General features: G+C 68.6%; 7 protein-coding genes. 5 read left to right on the top strand and 2 right to left on the bottom strand.

Going from position 1 to position 21,141, the window contains the following annotated elements; all coding sequences use genetic code 11:
- Positions 1-255 (bottom strand): enoyl-CoA hydratase/isomerase family protein (locus tag ACO1BU_RS13880; RefSeq protein WP_424136551.1); only part of this gene is annotated, 255 nt, incomplete at its 3' end.
- Between the two features lie 346 nt (positions 256-601).
- Here ACO1BU_RS13880 and ACO1BU_RS13885 point away from each other — a divergent pair.
- On the top strand, positions 602-3,628 hold the full coding sequence (locus ACO1BU_RS13885) for a hypothetical protein (RefSeq protein ID WP_424136552.1): 3,027 nt from the start codon (positions 602-604) through the stop codon (positions 3,626-3,628).
- A 317-nt stretch (positions 3,629-3,945) separates the two neighbouring features.
- On the opposite strand, the gene ACO1BU_RS13890 is transcribed toward ACO1BU_RS13885, so the two are convergent.
- Positions 3,946-4,692, bottom strand: coding sequence for a hypothetical protein (locus ACO1BU_RS13890; protein WP_424136553.1), 747 nt, complete (start codon positions 4,690-4,692; stop codon positions 3,946-3,948).
- A gap of 371 nt (positions 4,693-5,063) precedes the next feature.
- Here ACO1BU_RS13890 and ACO1BU_RS13895 point away from each other — a divergent pair, with 371 nt between their 5' ends.
- From ACO1BU_RS13895 to ACO1BU_RS13910, 4 genes are all read left to right on the top strand, one after another.
- Positions 5,064-5,705, top strand: a complete 642-nt coding sequence (locus ACO1BU_RS13895) for an OmpA family protein (RefSeq protein ID WP_424136554.1) — start codon at positions 5,064-5,066, stop codon at positions 5,703-5,705.
- A gap of 328 nt (positions 5,706-6,033) precedes the next feature.
- Positions 6,034-7,686, top strand: coding sequence for a ShlB/FhaC/HecB family hemolysin secretion/activation protein (locus ACO1BU_RS13900; RefSeq protein WP_424136555.1), 1,653 nt, complete (start codon positions 6,034-6,036; stop codon positions 7,684-7,686).
- Between the two features lie 47 nt (positions 7,687-7,733).
- Complete coding sequence (locus tag ACO1BU_RS13905) at positions 7,734-18,110, top strand: two-partner secretion domain-containing protein (RefSeq protein ID WP_424136556.1); 10,377 nt, start codon at positions 7,734-7,736, stop codon at positions 18,108-18,110.
- Complete coding sequence (locus ACO1BU_RS13910) at positions 18,110-21,100, top strand: CHAT domain-containing protein (RefSeq protein WP_424136557.1); 2,991 nt, start codon at positions 18,110-18,112, stop codon at positions 21,098-21,100. Before ACO1BU_RS13905 ends, ACO1BU_RS13910 begins: the two co-directional genes overlap by 1 nt.
- Positions 21,101-21,141: the final 41 nt, after the last annotated feature.

Raw genomic sequence — 21,141 nt, forward strand, 5'->3', positions numbered from 1 at the left:
GGCCGCGACCACCTCCGGCAGGCTCGGCGGCACAGGCGGCTTGCCGAACTCGCTGATATCCGCCCCCGCAATGAAGGCCCGGCCCTCCGCCGCCAGAACAACGGCCCGAACCGACCCGTCCGACCCCGCAGCCTCCAGCGCCCGTAACAAACCACCGCGTACACCAGCACTCAACGCATTCACCGGGGGGTTGGCCACCCAGATCACCGCTACCCCGCCCTCTGCTTCCGTTCTTACGGGGTCACGCTGCGACATGCGCATATCCTCCAAAGCTGGTTCTATTTTCGCAGTGCGGAAATAAGTTCTGCGGAAGGAATTTTGCTGAGCGCATGCTGCCCTCGTCAAGCCGTAACCCCTGGACCTGACCGCATCTCCTGAAGAAGGCGAAGGAGGTGAAACCAAGACACGACCCACAATCACAGGTTGATAAAACTGAACCGAATGCCAGAATCAAAATCGGTTTCAATACACAGTTCAACTTGGGAACGAACAGGTACAACGATCATCAATCTATAATAACGTTTATTGTTCTCTCCGAAGTTTGCTTCTGCTCATCTCTCGATGCTCGTGCCGGACAGGTCAGCGGAGCGGGGAGCATGGAATGAGCACCTTTTACGTTTCTGCCACGACGGCGAATGGGATCCCGGCCGGGAATGACCTCACCGGTAACGGCTCACGTGAGCGCCCCTGGGCGACGATTGACCGCGCCAACGCGGCGGCCGGCAACGGCGACACCGTGTACCTGAATGATGGAGTCTACTCTCCAGCGAAGACGCTAGAGATTTCAAACGGCGTGAGCTGGCAGGCCGCCAGGGATTACGGCGCCACCATTCGGGGTGCCGCGGGCCAGTCCCGTATCATCGGCATATCCGAGGACCAGGGCGGCACGGTCACTTTCGGCAGGATCGTGATCGATGGGGGCAACTCCAACACATCTCTGATCAGGGTTAACGACCAGAGCGCCCCCTACACCCTTCAACTGAACGGCACGCGGCTGCTGAACCCGACCAGCTACGGCATCCAGGGCGTCAGCACCGGGACGCATGCCTTCATTAATCTGCGCGATGTCCAGTTCAGCGCGTCCAACGCTCTTTCCATGCTCAACGTCCCCTCACTGACCGCGGGCAGCGTGTCCATTCAGGGTGGGTCTGTCAGCATCGAAAATATCTGGCGCTCAGGGTTCGGCGGAATCGCCACAGTCAACGCCAACACGGGCGGGCTGCCAGTGACCGTCTCCGGAGTCACAGCCGATCTCCATGCGACCGGCACCGATCCCACCTACGGCACGGGCATCTATTACGGCCTGCGCCTGACCGATGTGAAGCCGCTTGTCGAGCGGAACAACATAACGCAGACCGGCAGTTCGACCGACCAGGTCGGCTATACCATGCTGGTCACCTACGACCGGATCCAGCCTTTCGATATTTCCGGCGGCATCATCCGCTACAACACAGTGCGTAACGAGATCCATGGCGATGCCGGCAAGCTCATCCTTGTCGGCTCCGATTCCGACCCGGGCGCGAGCCTGCGTAACCATGCCAACAACTTCCAGATCTACGGCAATAACGGCTTTGGGGACGGAAGCGCGGAAGCCGCGAAGCTGCACGGCATCCTGGTCGGCTGGCAGAAGGGCGCCAAGGTCTATGACAACAGCATGGACTACACGAGCCTCGCCTATGTGCTGAAGGGGATGTCCGGCGAAACCCTGGCCTTCGACAACACGGACACGCATACGGCGACCAAGAGCCTGTACCAGAAGGGCGGCGCGGATGTGCAGTTCCTGTACAACACGAGCTATCAGGATGGCGGCTACAATCCAGATGCGATCATGGTCGGCGACGATGGCGTCGGCGAGTACAATGCCAGCGGCGCGATCATCACCGGCAACACGGTTGTTTACAGGACGGAGAAGGACACCTTCCTGACGGTCTCGGCGGGGTCCAGCGCCACGATTTCCGGCAACAACTATTACTCCGCCACAGGCAATGCCAGCTCGGCCTGGCTCTACAACGGCAGCGCCTACAAGACGGTCGACGCCTGGAAAGCCGCGGTGGAGAGCAATGCGACCTACGACGGCAATGTGACGCTCGGTCAGGGCGCCATCCTCGATGCGATCAGCCTGACCGGCCAGAAGCTGCAGCTGATCGGCATGGTCAACGGCGTCCAGACCTATGCCGTGAACTTCATCACTGGTGTATCCTCGGACACGAGCTTCGCGATTCGCAATTTCGGGGTCAGCGGCGCCGCGGGCATCTCGGGCACGGTCGATGCCGACATGACCGGCACCGGCAGCTCAAGCCTAAGTGGCTCGGGGCTCACGGACCGGACCTACGGCCCACTCCGCAGTGGGCAGCAGCTGGTGTTCAATATGTCCTATGACGGCCTGCATGCCGTGGGCGGGCAGGTGCTGCATATCACCGGAAACTATACAAACACCAAGCCGATCGACATCGTCTTCCGCAGCATGTCGGCACCCAGGCCGACGATCGCCGGCGGCTCGACTGTTACCGCCAACGATAAGCAGGTCGTTGCTCCTTTCGCCACAATGACAGTCGCCGACGCCGATACCTCCTCGGCCGACCACACCGTGACAGTCAAGGCAGTCGAGAAGAACACGGGCGCGTTCACCACCCTTGCCGGCTTCATTCCGAACGGCGATGGCAGCTACAGCTTTACCGGCACCGTCGCCCAGGTGAACACTGCCCTGCAGGCCCTCCGCTTTGCACCGGCGGCGGACCAAGTGGCGGTCCGCGGGACGGTCAGCACCCGCTTCACGGTGACCTACAGCAACGGCAGCAACACCGTCAGCAGCACGGCGCCTCGGGCGGTGATCACCTCGGTGAATGATCAGCCCGTTTTGTCGGGGCTGGTGACAAACCAGAGCATGAACGACCGTTCGACCCTGGCGATGTTCTCCAGCATAACCTACGCCGATCCGGACCCGGGCCAGACCGGGATAATCAAGATCGCTCTCGACAAGGCGACGCGTGGTACCTTCAGCAACCTCGGCGGTTTCACGGACAACGGGGATGGGTCCTACAGCTTCTCCGGTACGGCCATTGCGGCGCAGACGGCGTTGCACGGCCTGGTCTTCACCCCCAACCCAGGGCAGGCTACGCCCGGCGAGAGCATTACGGCCAAGCTGACCATCACCTATTCGGATAGCTTGGCGGCCACCCAGACCAGCATCGCCTATCTATCCATACAGGCCGAGAACACCGCTCCGGTGTTGGCTGGCGCCAAGTCGAGCAGCATCACGGATACGCAAACCATCAAGCCTTTTGCGACAATGACGGTGAGCGACCCCGACAAGAACGCGGTCGAAACCGTGACCGTAAAGCTGGATGATCCAGCGAAGGGAAGCTTCACCACGCTGGGCGGCTTCATCAGCCAAGGCAGCGGAGTCTACACCTATAATGGCAGGCCCTCCTCTGCGCAGAGTGCCCTGCGCAAGATGGCCTTCGATCCCACCGACGGCCGGCTCGCGAAGGGAGAAACCGAGTTGGCGCAGTTCACCGTCTCCGTGTCGGACAGCATGGCGGCGGCCTTCGACAACACCACCAAGGTCCTCGTCTCCGGAACGGCGCCAGCCAGCCAGCTTCAGTTCATCCCGGGTGCTGCTGCATGATGTGACTGCGCGTTCCTGTCCTGCGCCCGTGCCGGTGAGCAGCCTTTCGCCGGCACGAGGCGGCGCGCGGCTCGGCTTCGGGACGATCGGTCGTTTTCACCGGCTCCAGCGCGGGATGAGGAAGGCAGCCTTGCGTCCAGGTCGCTCTTCCATCTGGCACTGGCGGTAGGAGCTCTGCCAGGGGGCTTCGGCCTAGGGGCGTGTCCAGGCGCTTATCCCTCTCCAGCGGCCTGCCCGCCGGCCGGGAGCCGTACGGGCGCGTGACGCCGCCCATCATTTCGGCCGACCGAACCGGAGCGCCACCCTGCTCGGCGGCATCAGAACCGACCACCAACCGCAAAGGTGATGCGTTGTTCCCCGGAGGCACCCGGACAGGAGCCGCCGAAGCGCAGAGGCGCCAGTCCGAGTTGAGCGATCTCAAGCATCAGCTCGCAACTGGACGGCGCGGAGGTTTCGCCCTCGTCGACCGAGAGCGCACGCGTGGAAATAAGCTGGAAGTTAAAGCGCGTCTGCGCTCCACCGAGACCCCGTAGCGTCCCCGAGATTCCAGCTTCTCCACGGACCGCAGGGGCCGAGAACCCGCCCCGCGGGTTTGGAGCGGAGACGCCGAAGCGGTCCCCAACACCCGCCTTGGCATTGAGGCGCAGCCCGCCCGGCAGCTGCACCACCAGTTCCTCGAAGATCGCGGTGCCAATGGTCTGCTGGGCGCTGGCCTCCTGCTCCAACCAGGCAGCTTCGGCCCGGATCAGCGGCGCGGTGGTCAGCGAAATGCCGGGCTGCTGGAAGATGGGGTATCGCATGCCCAGGGATCCTGTTCCGCGAGCGGCGACGACCTCTCCTGATACGGTCCGCTCAGGCTGAGGGCTTTCGCCGGCAACCCAGAGCAGTTTCCCGGGAAGCGCCCAGTCGAGCCGGAGCGGTGCCGGAGCGATGATCTGCTTCGGTGCGGGGTCGGTGAGGATCGGAGCGATGTAGGCCGTCTCGCGTGCCTGCACGGTCCAGGGGGACAGTGCAAGGGAGAGAAGGACTGCGCCACGAAGCGCGATGGGTCGCCATGTGATCATGTCAGCAATCGGGCAAAAGTGGCGAGAACATGGCGAAGCTACGACCGGGACTGCGTGGGCCTCAACCCTTTAATCACGTCTGCGAGATCTCGTGGTCCCGCTGTTGCATTGCAACATCACCCCGGCAGGGCCGGACCGTCCGGTGATCGCACGCCGCATGCCCGGTCCTGGTCACCATGCTCGTTCCTGTGAGAGGTGGAACACCGCATGGGCACGTTCTTAGCAATCGTTTCAACAAGGTTGTTAACCGATCAAATTACCGCTAGGCCTTCGACCCCGACGGACCTGCGCACGGAGTTGTGGCCGACCTTCCGGCGAGAGCGCGGGGGGTCAGGTCGACCCGATAACTGGACCTTTCTGGGAGCCCGCCAATGTTCCGCCTTCTTCGGTTGGCCTTGCCTCCGCTGGTTCTGCTGGGAGCCCTGCCGGCCAGTGCCCAAACGGATCCGGAGGCGCTACGCATCATCCAGCGGCTTAATATCCGCCCGAATCAGGCCAGCCCGACCCGCGGCATCAGGATGCCGGGCGCGGAGGCTCCGCCAGCACCTGCGGCCTCCGCCCCGGTACTGACCCCGGCACCCAGGCCAGCAGCCCATGCAGCTCCGGCCGCGCCCGCCCGCCCCGCGCCGGCGGCTTCCGCAGGCACCACGGCGCCGGCCGATATTCCCTCTATCTCGATGACGGTCCAGTTCGCGACGGGATCCGCAAGCCTGTCGCCGGCGGCAGAGGCGGCCCTGGCACCGCTCGGGCGAGCCCTCCGCTCGGCAGAACTCTCTTCCTTCCGTTTCCGGATCGAGGGGCACACCGACACGGTCGGCGACCCTGCCATGAACATGGAACTTTCCCGTCGTCGCGCGGCGGCCGTTCGCGACTTCCTTGTACAGCAGTTCGGCATTCCAGAGGCTCGGCTGGAGGCAGTGGGGAAGGGTCAGACCGAGCTACTCGTGCCAACGGGGGACAATGTTCCGGAGCAGCGGAACCGCCGGGTCCAGGTGCTGAATATCGGAAGCTGAAGCGGCCGGGCTGTCTGATCGGGGTGCTCTCAGGCCGGGCACGGTCGGCGAGCTCCGACGACCGCCTGAAGGACGGGCTCCCACGATCCGCTGGTCGGGGTTCCCGAAAAACGGAATGCCGGCGCCGTGGTGGAGACCACGCGCCGGTCGGTGTGGCGCATCGCGCGCCGGGCCGGGCTTCGGGCGAGGATGGCCTGGCGTCCGGCGGGGTGTGGGGGGAGTTGGTTTGACGCGGTCCAGGCCTGCGGCGCTGTTCACTGCCCTGACCCTCGGGTCAGTGGCCTTATCGGCCCCAGCGCTCGCGCAGGCGCCGGCACGTACGGCTGTCGTGCCACCGCCCACTGAGTCCATCCAGCGCCTCGCGCCCAGCACGGCCCCCACCCCCGCCCCTCCCCTGCAGCCGCCCCTACCCCGGGCGGAGCGCGGGCCAGGCGAGACGCAACGGATACAGATCGGCCGGGTGGAGATCCGCGGCAACGTGGCTCTTTCCACCGAAAGGCTGCGGGAACGAGCGGCCGAGTTGGAGGGCCGGACGGTGGCGCTCTCGGAAATTGAGGAGAAGCGGCTGGAGGTGCTCCTCGAATACCGTCATGCGGGCTACCCATTCGTCGCGGTCTCCGCCGATCTGCAGCCCGGTCCGACTGGCGCGACGCTCTCCTTCACCGTGACGGAGGCGGTGATCACCGAGGTAAGGCTCGAGGGGGATCTCGGGCCGGCGGGCACCCAGATCCTGCGTTTTCTCAACCGCCTTGTCGGAATGCGTCCACTCAGCAATTCCGCTCTGGAGCGGGCGTTGCTCCTCTCTTCTGACGTGCCGGGCGTGCGGGTGAGCGGTATCCTGCGCCCGCTACCCGGTGAAGGAGGTGGCCTGCAACTCGTCGCGCAGGTCTCGCGCCGTTCCTTCAGCGGTTATGCCACGCTGGACAACCGCGCTTTCGCCCTGACCGGTCCCTACCAGGGCATCATTTCCGGCACGGCCAACAGCTTCACCGAATTTGGCGAGCAAACGGAACTGCTCTTCTACGACACGGAAGGCAACCGCCAGCCCTTCGTCCAGGCCGGATCGGAGGTCTTCGTTGGTGGCTCCGGGCTGCGCGTTCGGGTCTATGCAGGCATCGGCCGGGCCCGCCCCGGATCGCAACTCGCCGCGCTTGGCTATGAGGGGGATACACGCGTCGGGGGCGTCGGTGTGACCTATCCGCTCCTCCGCACGCGCCCTGTCAGCCTCTGGCTGACCGGAGGGCTCGACATTTTCGAGAGCGAGGTGCGGCAGGGAATCTCGGGGCCGAAGCAGCGCGCGAGCTTCGATGCCGTGCGCACGCTGCGTGTCGGTATCGACACCGCCTTCCTTGACGAGCTCATCCCTTTCCTGCCGCCGGCGACCAATCAGGGTCAGCTCCGCTTCAGCCATGGTTTGAGCACGCTCGGTGCGTCCAGCAACGACGATCAACTCGTGGCCAGGCTGGGCAGCGAATTCGATTTTCGCAAGGCGACAGCCGAATGGTCGCGCCGGCAGGCCATTGCCTTACTGTTTGATGAAGTCCAGCTCTCCGCGCAGGGGCTGGTTTCCGTACAATGGTCGGACAGCGTGCTGCCGCCATCGGAGAAATTTTACTTCGGCGGAAACCGGCTGGGGCGCGGCTTCTATGCCGGGCAGGTTACGGGGGACCGAGCCGCTGGCTACGCCCTGGAACTTCAGTTCGACCGGAGCTTCGAATTCGCGCTGCCAGAACTGGGCGACATCGCCCTGGCCAGCCAGTTCTACCTGTTCCGCGACTACGGCCGCGCCTTCGAGAACAACACCGATCCGAACCGCCGGATTTCCTCCTACGGCCTGGGTTTCCGGCTGGTCGCGAATGACCGGGTGGCGTGGGACGTGGAGGCGGCTCAGCGCACGACGCGGCGCGTGGACGCGGCCGGATCCCAGGCGCGGCCCCTTGATGCCGGTGACGTCTACACCCGCATCCTGATCCGTTTCTGAGCCAGTGCTTCCCCAGCCGCAGCCCCGACGAGGATAGGACCGCACTAATGCCCGGCATGATCTTCGATGGATCCGGACTGCGCCGCTGGCTCCTCGGCAGCACCGCCCTACTCTGCGTTACCGGGTCCTCGGCTCGTGGCCAGAGCATCGCGCCGAACGCCCGGCCCACCGGCGGCACGGTGGTCGCAGGACAGGCGACCATCACCCAGTCCGGCAGCACCACGCAGGTTGTGCAGGGCACCGACCGCGCCGCGGTGAACTGGCAGCAGTTCAATGTTGGCAGCCAGTCCAGCGTCAACTTCCAGCAGCCAAGCAGCAGTTCCTGGACGCTGAATCGCGTGACCGGCCCCGATCCCTCGGTCATCGCGGGCCGGATCACCGCCAATGGCGGCGTTGCCATCACCAACCCTTCCGGCATCGTGTTCGCGCAGGGGGCGCAGGTGAATGTCGGCAGCCTGATCGCCAGCGCGGCCGGGATCTCCAACGAGAACTTCATGGCCGGACGCATGCAGTTTGATCAGGCGCCCAAGCCCGGCGCGCGTGTGGAGAACCACGGCAGCATCACCGTGGCGGACCGCGGCATGGCGGCACTCGTCGCGCCCGGTGTGTCCAATTCCGGCACCATCCGCGCGCGGCTCGGCCGCGTGGCCCTGGCCGGCGCCGAAACCTATGCCCTGGACCTGGCGGGCGACGGCATGCTCGCCATCGATGTCACCCAGGCCGTGCGGCAGGCGCCCGATGGCTCTACCGCCTTGGTGACCAACTCCGGGGTCGTGGAGGCACCGGGCGGCAGCGTGGTGCTCTCCGCCCATGCGGCCTCCGGCCTTTTGGAGGATCTTGTCCGCAACACCGGACGGGTGAGTACCGACGCCGCGGCAGGACAGCGTGGAACCGTCGCCATGCGGGCGGAGGGCGGGAGCGTGGTGCAGGCCGGCACAGTCACCGCCAGGGGCGGCAGGCACGCCCAGGGCGGCACGGTGGAGTTGCGTGGCAGCACCGCCACCCGGCTCACCGCAGGATCCCGCACCGATGCCTCCGGTGGAACCGGCGGTGGAACCGTGCTGGTGGGCACGACCGGCGTGGGCCGGAACCAGCGCATGAGCGAGCGGACCAGCGTGGCACCCGGCGCAACGGTGCGCGCCGACGCGACCCGGCGCGGCAAGGGCGGCACGATCGCCGTGAACAGCCGCCGCGAGACGGTGGCGGAGGGCGATTTCTCTGCCCGAGGCGGTACGCAGGGCGGCGATGGCGGCTTTCTCGAACTCTCCGGCCAGGGTGACCTGCGCCTGAATGCCGGGGTGGATCTGTCGGCACCCCTCGGAGCAGCGGGCAGCTTCCTGCTGGACCCCACGAGCATCCGGATTATCGATGGCGGCGCCGGCACGGTGGATACGAATCCGCCGGCCAGCACCACCGAAGGCCGCGTTGTGGCGGCCGCCTCGGATGGCACGCTCGACATCGATGCACAGACGATTACCAGCTTCCTCGCCGGTGGAAGTGCCGCGAGCGTCACCCTCCAGGCAGCCGAGACGATCAGCCAGGTGTCCGGCAACGTCGTGGGTTCGGCCAGCCAGACCCTGAACCTCTATGCCGGCACGGGTATAACCCAGACCGGCGGCAGTATCACGATCGGCACGCTGCGCGTCCGTGACGCCGCTGGCCTCGGCGCGGTCCAAGGCGATGTCACGCTTACGGCATCAGCCAATGCTGTGGGCACGCTGGACGCACGCGCTACGGGCAATCTGAGCTTCAGCAACGGCGTCACGGCTCTGAATGTGAGCCAGGCGGAGGCTGGCGGGGCACTGACGCTGAGCGGCGCGGGTGCGATGACGCTTTCGGGCAGCGGCGGACCTATCAGCGGAACGAGCATCACCGTTTCGGGTGCGTCGATCGCGGTCAATGGCGGCGTCTCCGCCGGCACAGGGCAGGTTGCGCTGCTCACCGACGGCGCGATCACCGATGGCGCGGCCGGTGCGGTGACCGCGGGTACGCTCCGCATCCGAGGTGCGGACGACGCCTCCCGTGCAGGCTCCGTCGTGCTGGACTCCGGCGCGCACGCCGCCAGCACGCTGGACGCGACCTCCGCGGGCGCTCTGAGCTTCGCCAATGGCAACACGGCGCTGAGCATAGCCCAGGCTGATGCGTCGGGCTCCCTCGTGCTGAGTGGCGGCGGCTCCATCACGCTCTCCGGCAGCACGGGTGCGATCGCCGGCACCGATGTGACGGTCTCGGGCGCCTCGATCGCGGTGAATGGCGGCGTGTCCGCCGGCACGGGGCAGGTTGCGCTGCTCACTGACGGCGCCATCACCGACAGTGCGGCCGGTGCGATCACGGCCGGCACGCTGCATATCCGTGGCGCAGCCGACGGCGACACGGCGGCTGCCACCGGCACAGGCGCCTCCACGGTGCTGAACCAGGGCTCGCATCGCGTCACCACCCTCGATGCACGGTCGGGCGGCGACCTGTCATTTTCGAACGGCAGTTCGGCGGATCTCGTCCTGGCCCAGGCGGTCTCCACTGCCGGCAATGTCGGCGTCGCGCAGACAGATGCGGTGGGCAGCATCACCATAGGCGGCGCAGCCACCCCATCCGGCGGCCCGCTCGGAGCCGGCTCGGGCGGCAACGTGTCCCTCTCCACGCAGGCCGGGATCACCTTTGCCCGCGACGTCGCGCTCGGTGCGGATCAGGGGCTTGCCCTGAACGCGGGGGGCACGATCGCCCAGGGCATGACGTCCGGCAAGGTAGCCGCGGGCACGCTGCGTATTCGTGGCGCGACGGGTTCCGAAGCGAGCAGCGCGGGCGCCGTTGCGCTCGGCAGCCTCGCCAACACCGTCCACACGCTCGACGCCCGCGCTACGGGTGACCTGGTCTTCCACAATGGAGCCGATGCGCTCGCCGCGCGGGAGGCGGCCTCAGCCGGCGGCGCCGTCACGCTCAGCGGCGGCGCGCTGACGCTCGGAACCGCTGCGGCACCCTCGGGCGGAGCCGCCAGCGCCGCCATCGCGACGGCGGCCGGGCAGACTCTCACCGTCACCGGCGACAGCATCGCCATCGGCGGCCTCGTGGCGGCGGGCGGCGATGCGAGCCTGACCGCGACCACAGGTGGCATCAGCCAGACGGCGGCGCTGACCGTCGGCGGGACCCTCACTGTGCAGGCGGATCGGGCGGTCGCCCTGACCCATGGTGGCAACAGCATCGGCACCCTGGGTACCGGCAAGGCCGGAACAGGCGCGACCAGTGCCCCCGAAGCGAGCTTCACGCTGCGCACCGCCGGCAACCTTACCGTTTCGGGTCCGGTCACCGTCCAGCCCACGGACGCCACCATCACAACGCCAGTCATAGAGCTGGCGTCCGGTGGCGCCATGACGACCGCCGGCAGCCTCGCCACCGGGCCAACCAGCGCACCACCTGCTGGCAGCCGTGTCCGGCTATTGGCCGGCAGTGGAATCACGCAGACGGCCGGCACAATCGCGACGGGCGGTTTTTCGGCCCAGTCGGCCGGCGCCGGCGCCATCCAGCTGAACCAAGCAAATGGCATCGCCTCCATCGAGGCAATCGGAGCGGGTGTCGCCGGGGCGGCGCCGGCTGTCACCACTGCGGGCCTTGCCACGACGAGCGGGAATATTGCCCTGCGCTCCGCATCGGGGCTAACGGTCGGGGCGGACCTTCAAGCGGGCGGCGCCGCGGCCGGGGTGGATCTTGCGGCAACAAGCCTGACGCTGGGCTCAACGATCACGGCCGCGGGCCAGGTCCGGCTGCTGACCACCGGGGGCGCGATCACACAAACGGCCGGCACTATCACGGCTGGCAGCCTGGCGGCACGGGCCATGGCGCCAGCGGGCACCCAGGCCGACATCTCCCTGACCGGCGCAAATGCGATCGCTGCGGTCGGTGCGATCGGCACAGATGTCGCAGGCGCAGTGACTGGGGCGGACACGCTTGGCCTCTCCAGCACCAATGGTAACATCCTGCTCAACAGCGAGAGCGCGCTCACGCTCGGGGCGGCGGCCTCCGCGGCTGGCCTCGCGGGCGGTCCGGCCGATCCCGGGATCGAGATTGCTGCGCGTGGCCTGATTCTGAACGCTGATATCACTGCTGACCGTGTGCGCCTTCTCGCGAAAAACGGTGCAGCGGACGGCGCGGGCAGCATCATCCAGACCGGCGGCATTATCACGGCAGATGGTCTCGCCGCCCTCGCGCGCGGGCAGACCGGGACAGGGCTGGCAGCCATCTCGCTCACCGGTCCCAACCAGTTGGCCCGGATCGTCGGGCTGGACGGCACCATCGCCGGTCAGGCGATCACGGCCGAAGAGCGGCTGCGCGGCGCCGTGCCGATTGGACTGTCCGCACTTGGGATCTCAGGCGATCTCACCCTCGCCAACGCCCGCGCCCTGGCACTGGAGGCGGATCTGCGTGTCACCGCGCCAGGCTCGCTCGGCTCCATCTCTGACGCGCTTACGATCGAGGCCGCCACGCCGCAACTCGGGGATTCGGTCGCGACCGGCGGGCGAATGATCACGCTGGACACGGGCCACAACCCGCTGACCGCCTCCGGGGATGTCCGGATTGCGTCACCGGGCGGCACCGTGGTCCTGGCCGGGAACGGAACGGATCCCGTGATCGGGGCCGTGGACACGAGCGGCGGCCCGGCCGCTTGTGCAACTTGCGCGCCGGGCGGCAATCTGGTCCTGACCCGGACCGGCAACTACACCATCGCGCTGCCGGGCGCGGTGAATTCCCTTACCGTCACCGCGACCGGTGCCATCACGCAGAATACGGCGCTGCAGGTCGGCACACTCTCGGTGCAAGGCAGCAGTGTCGCACTGGACAACACCGCGAACAGCATTGCGCGGCTGCGTGACAGCGCGGCAACCGGCGACTTCTCCCTGACCTCCACAGGCAGGTTGCGGCTGACTGGAGCCGCTGCTGGCCGTGCGGTCAGCGGCAGCTCCGTCACCCTGACAGCGGACGACATGGACATCCGCGCGCCGATTCAGGCGCCGGGTGGCACGGTGCGGTTGCAGCCACTCACCGCCGGTCGCCGGGTCGAGATGGGCACTCAGGTGCAGGACGCGACCAGTCTCTCCCTGTCGCGCAACGAGATCCTCGGCGGCAGCCTGACCGACGGCGAGACGGCGGCGCGCATCCAGGCGTCGCGGCTGGTCATCGGCAGCGCCATGGCCGGCGCCGTCGTCCAGGGCGAGCAGGCGCTGGCCTTCGACAGCATGGCCGGCGCGCCCAGCACGCTTCGGGTGGAAGGCGCCTCGCTCGTCCAGTCCGGCGCCCTGAACGGCGCCCCGGATGCGCGGACCAACATCGCCCTCACGTCCCTGGACGGCTTGGCCTCTGGCGCGCTGGGCGTGGGCGGTGCCGAGGTACAGGCGGGCAGCCGGGATGCCGGATCTGCCGTTTGGCTCGGCGCGGACAACCGGATCGGGATGCTTGGCGGCGTTACTCTGTCTCGCGGTCTGGATGCGGGAATACAGGCAGCGAACCTGCCCACGGGCATCGAGGGTGACGCCGTGACGATCCGGCTGGCACCCGGCCGTGTCCTGACGGTCGGCGGCACGGGTGTGGCCGCCCCGACCTCCGGGCGGGTGACGCTGATCGCTGATGACCTGTCACTGAACGCACCGGTCTCCGCCCCGGGCGGCACCGTGGAGATCGCGCCACGCACGGCAGGGCGCGGCGTCGTGCTCGGAGCGGAGAACGGGGCCGTCCTGTCGCTGAATGGCACTGAACTCGCGCAGATCGCGACGGGCATCTTGCGGATCGGCCGCTCCGGCGACCTGGCCGTGACCGCCCGCGTGGGCGACGACAGCGCTGCCATCGGCCGCACGGAGGCAGGCGCGACGGCGGCGGAGCGGCTCGCTGGCGGCATCGAGCTCGGCGGCGATGTGGACCTGACCGGACATGCCACCCGCCTGGAGCTTTTTGCTGGCACGGGGGTCGAGGCGCCAACGGCCGGCGTGACACAGACGGCGGGCGCCTTATCCGTCGCGGAACTGGCGGGCAGTGCCCGAGGCGCCGTCTCTCTGGCCGGCAGAGAGAATGCGATCGGTACACTCGCCGCGCGGTCGGGCGATACCGTGTCCTTCCGCGCCGGCACCGGCGCGACCACAGCCGGAGATGCGGTCTTCGATCTCCGCAGCGCCGATCCGCTCACCATCGCCGGCCTCGTGTCAGCCGGGGTGCAGGAGACGGGCACCACCCAACTCGCGGGCGGCACGCTGCGCCTGCGGGCACCGGATATGGAAATCAATGCCGGGCTGGTGGCGCCCGGTGGCGCGGTGGTGTTGGCGCCTAGCGATGGGGCGGCCATCGCACTGGGCGGAACCCAGTCGGGGGCGCTGAACCTCTCCGAGGCCGAGCTGCAACGGGCGCAGTCAAGTGCGCTGGTCATCGGCCAGTTCGCGGATGGCTTAAGCCCCCTCCCCGGCGCCGCAATCGGCACCGGCGATGTGACCAGCGGTGCGATTTCGCTCCTCGGCCCCATCTCGCTGACGCAGGTGGGCGAGCTGCGCTTCGAGGGGACAAGCCTGGTGCAGGCGGCGGGGCCGCTTTCGGTGGGCGCGGTCAGCGGCCGTCTTTCAGCTTCGGTGGATCTTACCGGGGACAATGCCATCGGCGCCCTGCGCGATATGCGAGTGGATGGCAGCTTCGCCTTCCGTAACGCGGCCGGTCGGCTGCTGGCCGTGGAACGTGGGGAGAGCCTCGCCCGCGCTACGGGGCTTGGCGTGGGCGCCGGGCAGACGGCAACTTCCGGCCTGGCAGTGGGCACGGGGCAGAACGTCACGCTTGTGGCCGATGGCCTTACCATTGCCGATGCGGCTGGCGGAACCATGACGATCCAGGCACCGGCCGGGACGGTGCGCCTGTCTCCACGCTCGGCCGGGGCCAGCATCACGCTCGGCGCTGATGCGGCAGGCTTCTCGCTGACGACGGCGGAGCTCGCCTCCATCGGCGGCGCCGGCGCGGGTGGCACTGTCAATCCAGTGTCGCTGCTGCGTATCGGCGCGGCAGGCGACGGCACCCTCACTGCCGGCTCGGGTGGCATAACCATCCTGGGCGATCTGGCCCTGCGCGACCCGGCAGCGGATGCAGCAGGGGCGGTCGGCGGCGTGCGGGTCAACACCCTCGAACTCGCGACGGCAGGGGTGATCACGGAGGTGGGCGCGGGCCGCATTCTCGCCCCCAGCCTCGCGGCGCGCGGCAGCACGATATCTCTGGGCGGCGCGAACCAACTGGACACGGTGATGCAGGGCACCGCGGATGGCAGCCTGACCCTGCCCGGCGGCGCGGCGACCGAGGTGGTGGAAGGACAGAGCCGGGCGATCGGCCTTCGCGCCGAGGATCGACTGCTGCTCTCGAGCGAGCGCAGTTTGGTTCTGCAGGCGGATGCCGTAGCCGGAGGAAACGCTACGCTGCGGACCGGCAACGGGGCCGATCTCACCCTGCCGACCTCACGCCTTGTCCGGTCGGTCAGCGGAACCGCCATCCTCGATTCGGGCGCCAGGCTTTCCATCCAGTCGGGCGCCGCGCTGCATGGCGCAGCGGATGCGCTTGCCCTCGCCAACCGGGCCTCCGGATCTGGCGCTGGCCTTGCCAATGACGGCCTTATCCAGGCGGGCGGTCTAGCCGCTGCCCGGGCCTCCGGCGACCTGACCAACAACGGCGAAATCCTCGGCGGGTCCGCCGAGGGAACGGCTGGCGGCACGCTGGCCAATTCGGGCGTCATCCGTGGCAGCGTGGTGTCAGCTTCGGGCCAGGATGTCCGGAACGTCGGGACGATCGAAGCCAGCACGGGGGCCGTGACGGTCACGGCCATGAACCATGTCGCGACCTCCGGCCGTATCGCGGCTGCAGGGGATGTCACGGTCATCGCCAACGGGTCCGATACGCTGGGCGAGGCTGCCCTTGGCCAGATCGCCGGCACGATCCAGGCCGGCAACGCGATCCGGCTCTTTGCCCCGACGGGCAGCATCCTGCAGTCCGACGGCGCGGCGCTTTTGGGCGGCACGCTCTCAGCCTCGGCCGGCGCTGGCATCGATCTGCGTTCAAGGAGGGGCGGACTGCCTGCCAACCAGATCGGCGCACTGGCAGGGCTCGCGGCGGGCGGAGGCGATGCGCGGCTCGTGCTGGGCGGAAACCTCACCGCCTCAGGAACCGCCTCCGCGGCAGGGGTGCTGTCCATTGAGGCGGGCGGCGCGCTCTCCGCGAGCGGGCTCACCGCTTCTGGCATGGCAGGAGCCAGCCTGGTCGCCGGCACAGACCTGCTGCTCAGTGACAGCAGTTTGGGATCAGGGGCGGGAAGCGTTACGGCCAGTGCCGCCGCGGGCGCGCTGACCCTGATGAACTCGAACTTCGGAGCGGCTGGTGGCCTCGCCCTTGGGGCCGCGGCGAATATCTCTGCCTCGGGCGGCGCGCTTTCTGCCGGGCAAGGCCTGTCCGTGCATGCGGGCGGTACGGTGAGGCTGACCGATACCCCGGCAAGCACCAGCGCGGGCGAGCTGAGACTCTCCGCCTCTTCCGGAGCCCTGACGCTGACCCGGGCGCCTCTCCTGGCCTCTGGCGGGGCGATCAGCCTCGCCGCGGGCAGCGGCCTTTCCGCCACGGGCGCGGTCATGCAAGCGGGTGGCGGCGTGGCTCTCTCCGCAGGCGGCGATCTCGGCCTCTCCGATGTGACCGCCACCGCCGGCACCGCCGCGACCCTCTCGGCTCGTGGAACCCTGTCCATGGCCGGCACGACGGTTGGCTCCGGCACGGACGCCCTGCTTCAGGCGGGCGGCGATCTCACGATGACGGGGGGCAGCCTCACAGCTGGCAGGCGTCTCGGGGCGGTTGCGAGCGGTCGATTGGCACTGACGGGTACCACCGTCTCGGCCGGTGGCTCTGTCACCCTGGCAGCCATGGCAGGCGGCGTCAGCCTGACGCAAGCGCCTATCTCGGCCGGCGGTTCGCTCTCGCTCATCGCTGGCGGAGGCCTCCTGGCGAGCGGAGCCAGGATGGAAGCAGGCGAAGATGCTGCGCTGACTGCTGGCCAGGATCTGATCCTGGACGGGGAGACCCTGACGGTTGGCGGAGCATCGACACTGACCGCTGGTGCTTCGATCAGAGCCTCCGACATGCACATGGCCGCCGGGGCCGCCAGTTCCCTGCGCGCCGGAGGGGATCTGTACCTCTCAGGCAGTCACGCCGCCGGCGGACAGGGTCTCGTCCTTGCGTCTGGCGGAACATTGAGCCTGACGGACAGCCAGGCCGTGGCGCGCACGGGCGACCTGGCACTCTCGGCCTCCTCCGGAGGACTGACACTCACGCGGGCGCCCCTCCTGGCCACCGATGGGACGATCAGCGTCACCGCGGGCGGCGGCCTTTCCGCCACCGGAGCCGCCATGCAGGCGGGTGGCGCCGTGGCTCTCTCCGCAGGCGGTGATCTAGGCCTGTCCAATGAGACGATCATGGCAGGGAGCGATGTGACGCTCTCGAGCGGCGGCTTCGCCGCCTTGGGCGGCACGACCATCACTGCTGGGTTGGATGCGCGCCAGACAAGCGGACTCGGCTTTGCCCTGTCCGGGAGCGTCCTGGAAGGCGGGCGTGACCTGGATATCCGAACGAATGGGACGGGGCTCGTATCGGGCGGTCGCGTCGCGGCCGGCAACATATTGAACCTTGTCGCCGAAGCCGGGCTGGCGCTGCGGAGCACGACTATCTCGGCGGAAACGCTTCTGGCCCGCTCTGCCGGTGGGGTGATCGAACTCGACGGGTTGACCGCCCAGCTTGGCGGGCGCGCTCTGTTCAGCGCGCCGGCTGGAATCGCCGCCGGAGCACCCAGCCAGATCTCGCCGCGCGGCAGCGCCCGCCCGCTGCTCGTCTTTGATTCACGGGCCACGGATGTCTCGGAAGCCTTCCAGCAGCGCTTCCTGACCTTGCAGCCGGACCGGCCAGGCGCATCGCCGGATATACAGCCGACGCAGGTTTCCAGTGTCCGCGGTCCCGGCAACCTGCCCGGGCCGCGCGCGGTGCCCGGAGGCACCGTGCGCCTGAACCTACAGGCAGGCTCCTCCCCGGTCTTCCTGCTGCTGGATGGTGGCTCCGCCTCCGGCACCCTCGATGCAGGGCGTCTCGGGGTCTCGGGCACCGGCGGCGAAGTATCGCTCCAGGGCACGCTCGGTGCCCTGGACGGCTCGGAAGCCGCGAGGCTGGGCAATATTTCGCTCCAACTCGATACCGGCGGCATCCAGCAGCCGGAAGCTCGTACGCGCTATCGCTTCAATCAGTGCGTACTTGGCTCCATCAACTGCACGGTGCTGACCGTCGTGCAGCCGATCACCAATCCCCTCGCACAGCTCGTCACGATCCGTCTGACCGCGCCGGCCCGGGATCCGGACGCCCTGCTGCCGAATGTGACGGAGGAGGATTACTGATGATGGGACGCTCCGGCCTCTTCGGCATGCTGGCGCTGCTCGGGGCCTGCACGGCCCCTCCTCCAGAAGCCTATGTGGCCGGGGGCGAGGGACGCGTCGTCCGTGGCGAGCCCGCAGGGAATGACGCGCATGGCGAGGCCTGCCTGGTGCAGCCGGGCCGGGCTCCGGCCGCGGACTCCACTCCCCGGCGGGTGCAGGAGGTGTTCTGCGGCGGCTGGACCCAACCCGCCGCGCGGGTGATCGAGCTGGGGCCGGGCGCCGGATCGCTCGACGCGCTGGCGAGCGGGGGCCTTTGGCGAAGCTGGATCGATCAACGCTTCGCCTGCGAGGCGCCGCAGCGCACGACGGTTGCCGGCGGACGGGAGGCACGGCTGCTCGCCTGCACCCGACGCTCTGGCGGCTGGCCGCATGTGGCGCTTGTCGTGGCGGGCCCCGATGGCCCTGTGCTGGCGGACGGGCTGTCCAGCACCATGCCGGTGATCGAGCGGCTGGCGACAGGCCAGGAGGCGCAGGCGGCGACCGGGGCCCGTTCCGCCGCGCTTGAGCTTGCTGTCGCCCGGCTCTCGGCCAGCGCCTTCAGCGGTAGCGATATCGGACAGTACGAATCGCTGATGGCGCTGGGCAGCGACCTGAACCGGATCGACAACTTCGCCGGGGCGGAGGAGGCCTATCGCGCCGCGCTCGTCATCCAGGAACGTACACTGGGCACCAATCACCCTGGCATCGTTGCGCCCCTCGTCCATCTTGCCCTCAACCTGTCAGCCCAGGGCCGTCGGGCGGAAGCTGAGGCGCTGTTCCGCCGGGCCGAGCCGCTGACGGCGCGTTCCCCGGACCGCACGGCGCTTCCAAGGCTGCTGCATTACCGCGGCCTGCATACGCTGAACCGGGCCGACCTGCCCGGCGCACTCGACCTGCTCCGGCAGGCTGATGCGGCCTATTCCGCCCTGCTGCCTTCCGGGCTGGCGCGTGGTGGGTCCGAGGCGGATCTCGGACTGGGCGTCGTCGCGGACCCGGCCTCCCAGACCGCCGTGCTGGGCTTGGCCGAGGTGCGCCGCATGCAGGGCGTGGTCCTCGCCCGCATGAAGCGGGGCCAGGAGGCCGAGCTCATGGCCGAGGAAAGCCGCGCCGTATTGCGGCGGGCCGGCTTCGGCAGCGGCGCCATGACGGATGGCCGGGCCCTTCGCGCGGAAAGCCGCATCCGTGGCGGGCGGTCCACCGCCCTGCTGGAGCGCGCGAGCGCACGCTTTTCCCGCGCTGCCCCCGGCGAGCGCCCCGAAGCCGTGACCCTCTTTCTGCTGGGCCGCAGCCATTGGCGAGATGGGAACCGCGCCGAAGCGCTAGCCGCCTTCCGGCACGGCGCGGGGATCCTGCGTGCCCGCCAGCTAAGCCTGCCGGTTGCGACCGTAATGCCCTATCTGGACGCCCTCTCGGCCGAGGCCGCGGCCAACCCCGACGACGCTAGCAGGCTGGCCGGCGAGATGTTCGGCGCGGCGCAACTCGCCCAGCCCAGCAACACGGCGCGCTTCGTCCAACAGGCCACGGCCCGCCTGGGTGCGTCTGGCGGCGATGCACGCGTGGCCGAGCCGCTGCGCCGGTTGCAGGATGCGGAGCGGGAGCTTCGCACGCTGCTGGCGGCGCGGGACGCGGCCACCGGGGCCGAGGCCGCGGCGCAGGATGCGCGGATCGCCGAGGTGCAGAAGCAGCGCGATGATGCGGCTCAGGAGGCTGCGGCGGCCGCTCCGGGCTTCCGCCAGCTTGCGCTGGCGGCGGTGGATGCCCCGGAGGTGCAGCGGGTCCTGGGCCCGGGCGAGGCGATGGTGACCACCACTCTCGGATCGGACCACGGCTATGTCTTCCTGCTGCGGCGCGACCGGGTTCTGGCCCGCCGGATCGTGCTGGGCGAGGACGAGATCGCAGCACTGGTCACCCGCATCCGAGATGGCGCCGCGCCCCGTTCGGGCGCGGACGGTCCGGGGCGCTTCGACACGGAAGCAGCCGCCTCTCTCTACGCCGCCCTGTTCAACGGGCTGGAACAGGGCCTCGAGGGATCCTCGCAGCTGATCGTCGCCCCGGATGGCGTGCTGCTGACCCTTCCTTTCGGGATGCTGCTGACCGGCCCGGCCGACCCGGCCTCCCTCGGCACTGCCCCCTGGCTGATCCGCCGCACGGCGATCGTGCATGTGCCGGGGCCACAGACCGTGACCTCGCTTCGCGCCGCCGCCGCGGGATCTTCCGCCCCTCGGCCATATCTCGGCTTCGGCGACGTGCTGCCGCCCAGCCAGGCCCAGCTCGCCCGCGCCTTTCCTGCCGATCGCTGCGGGCAGGATGCGCTGCTCGTGGCGAGCCTCGCCCGGCTTCCCTACACCCAGATGGAGGTGACAGTCGCGGCGGAGCAGATGAAGGCTGGTCCGGGCTCCATCCTGCTTGGTGCGGCCTTCACGGCCCAGGCGATCCGGCGGCAGCCGCTGGATCAGGCCCGTGTCATTCACCTGGCCACCCATGCCCTGCTGCCAACCGAACTGACCTGCCTGGACGAGCCAGCGATCATGGCGTCCCTGCCCGCCAGTGCGCAGGACGCACAGGCTGCCTTTCTAAAGGCGAGCGACATCCTGACTCTCAAGCTGGACGCCGATCTCGTGATCCTGTCGGCCTGCAATACCGGCGGGGCAAGCGGCTCCGGCGCCGGGGCTGGTGAGGCCCTGTCCGGCCTGGCGCGGGCCTTCTTCTATGCTGGCGCGCGGGGGCTGGTCGTCACGCATTGGGCGGTCGCCGACGCGGCGGCCTCATTGCTGGTCACGGACATGCTGCGGCGGCAACAGGGCGGGCAGTCGAGCGCGGAGGCGATCCGCGGGGCGCAGCTTCTGATGCTGCAGGAGGCTGGGCGAAGCCTGCCGGCCGAATTCGCCCATCCCTACTACTGGGCCCCCTTCGCCCTTGTCGGCGACGGACGGCGCGCATCCGGCGGGACAGTGCAGGCCTCATTGCCGTGAGAGAAGGTGGCGGGTTCGGTTCCTGCCCGCCGGCCACCATC

It is taken from the genome of Roseomonas chloroacetimidivorans (assembly GCF_049629625.1).
GTDB lineage: Bacteria > Pseudomonadota > Alphaproteobacteria > Acetobacterales > Acetobacteraceae > Roseomonas > Roseomonas chloroacetimidivorans.

What these genes read in the sequence shown, in the direction of transcription:
- ACO1BU_RS13885 (WP_424136552.1), top strand. Translation starts at nt 602, where the DNA reads ATGAGCACCTTTTACGTTTCTGCCACGACGGCGAATGGGATCCCGGCC.
- ACO1BU_RS13890 (WP_424136553.1), bottom strand. Translation starts at nt 4,692, where the DNA reads ATGATCACATGGCGACCCATCGCGCTTCGTGGCGCAGTCCTTCTCTCC.
- ACO1BU_RS13895 (WP_424136554.1), top strand. Translation starts at nt 5,064, where the DNA reads ATGTTCCGCCTTCTTCGGTTGGCCTTGCCTCCGCTGGTTCTGCTGGGA.
- ACO1BU_RS13905 (WP_424136556.1), top strand. Translation starts at nt 7,734, where the DNA reads ATGCCCGGCATGATCTTCGATGGATCCGGACTGCGCCGCTGGCTCCTC.
- ACO1BU_RS13910 (WP_424136557.1), top strand. Translation starts at nt 18,110, where the DNA reads ATGATGGGACGCTCCGGCCTCTTCGGCATGCTGGCGCTGCTCGGGGCC.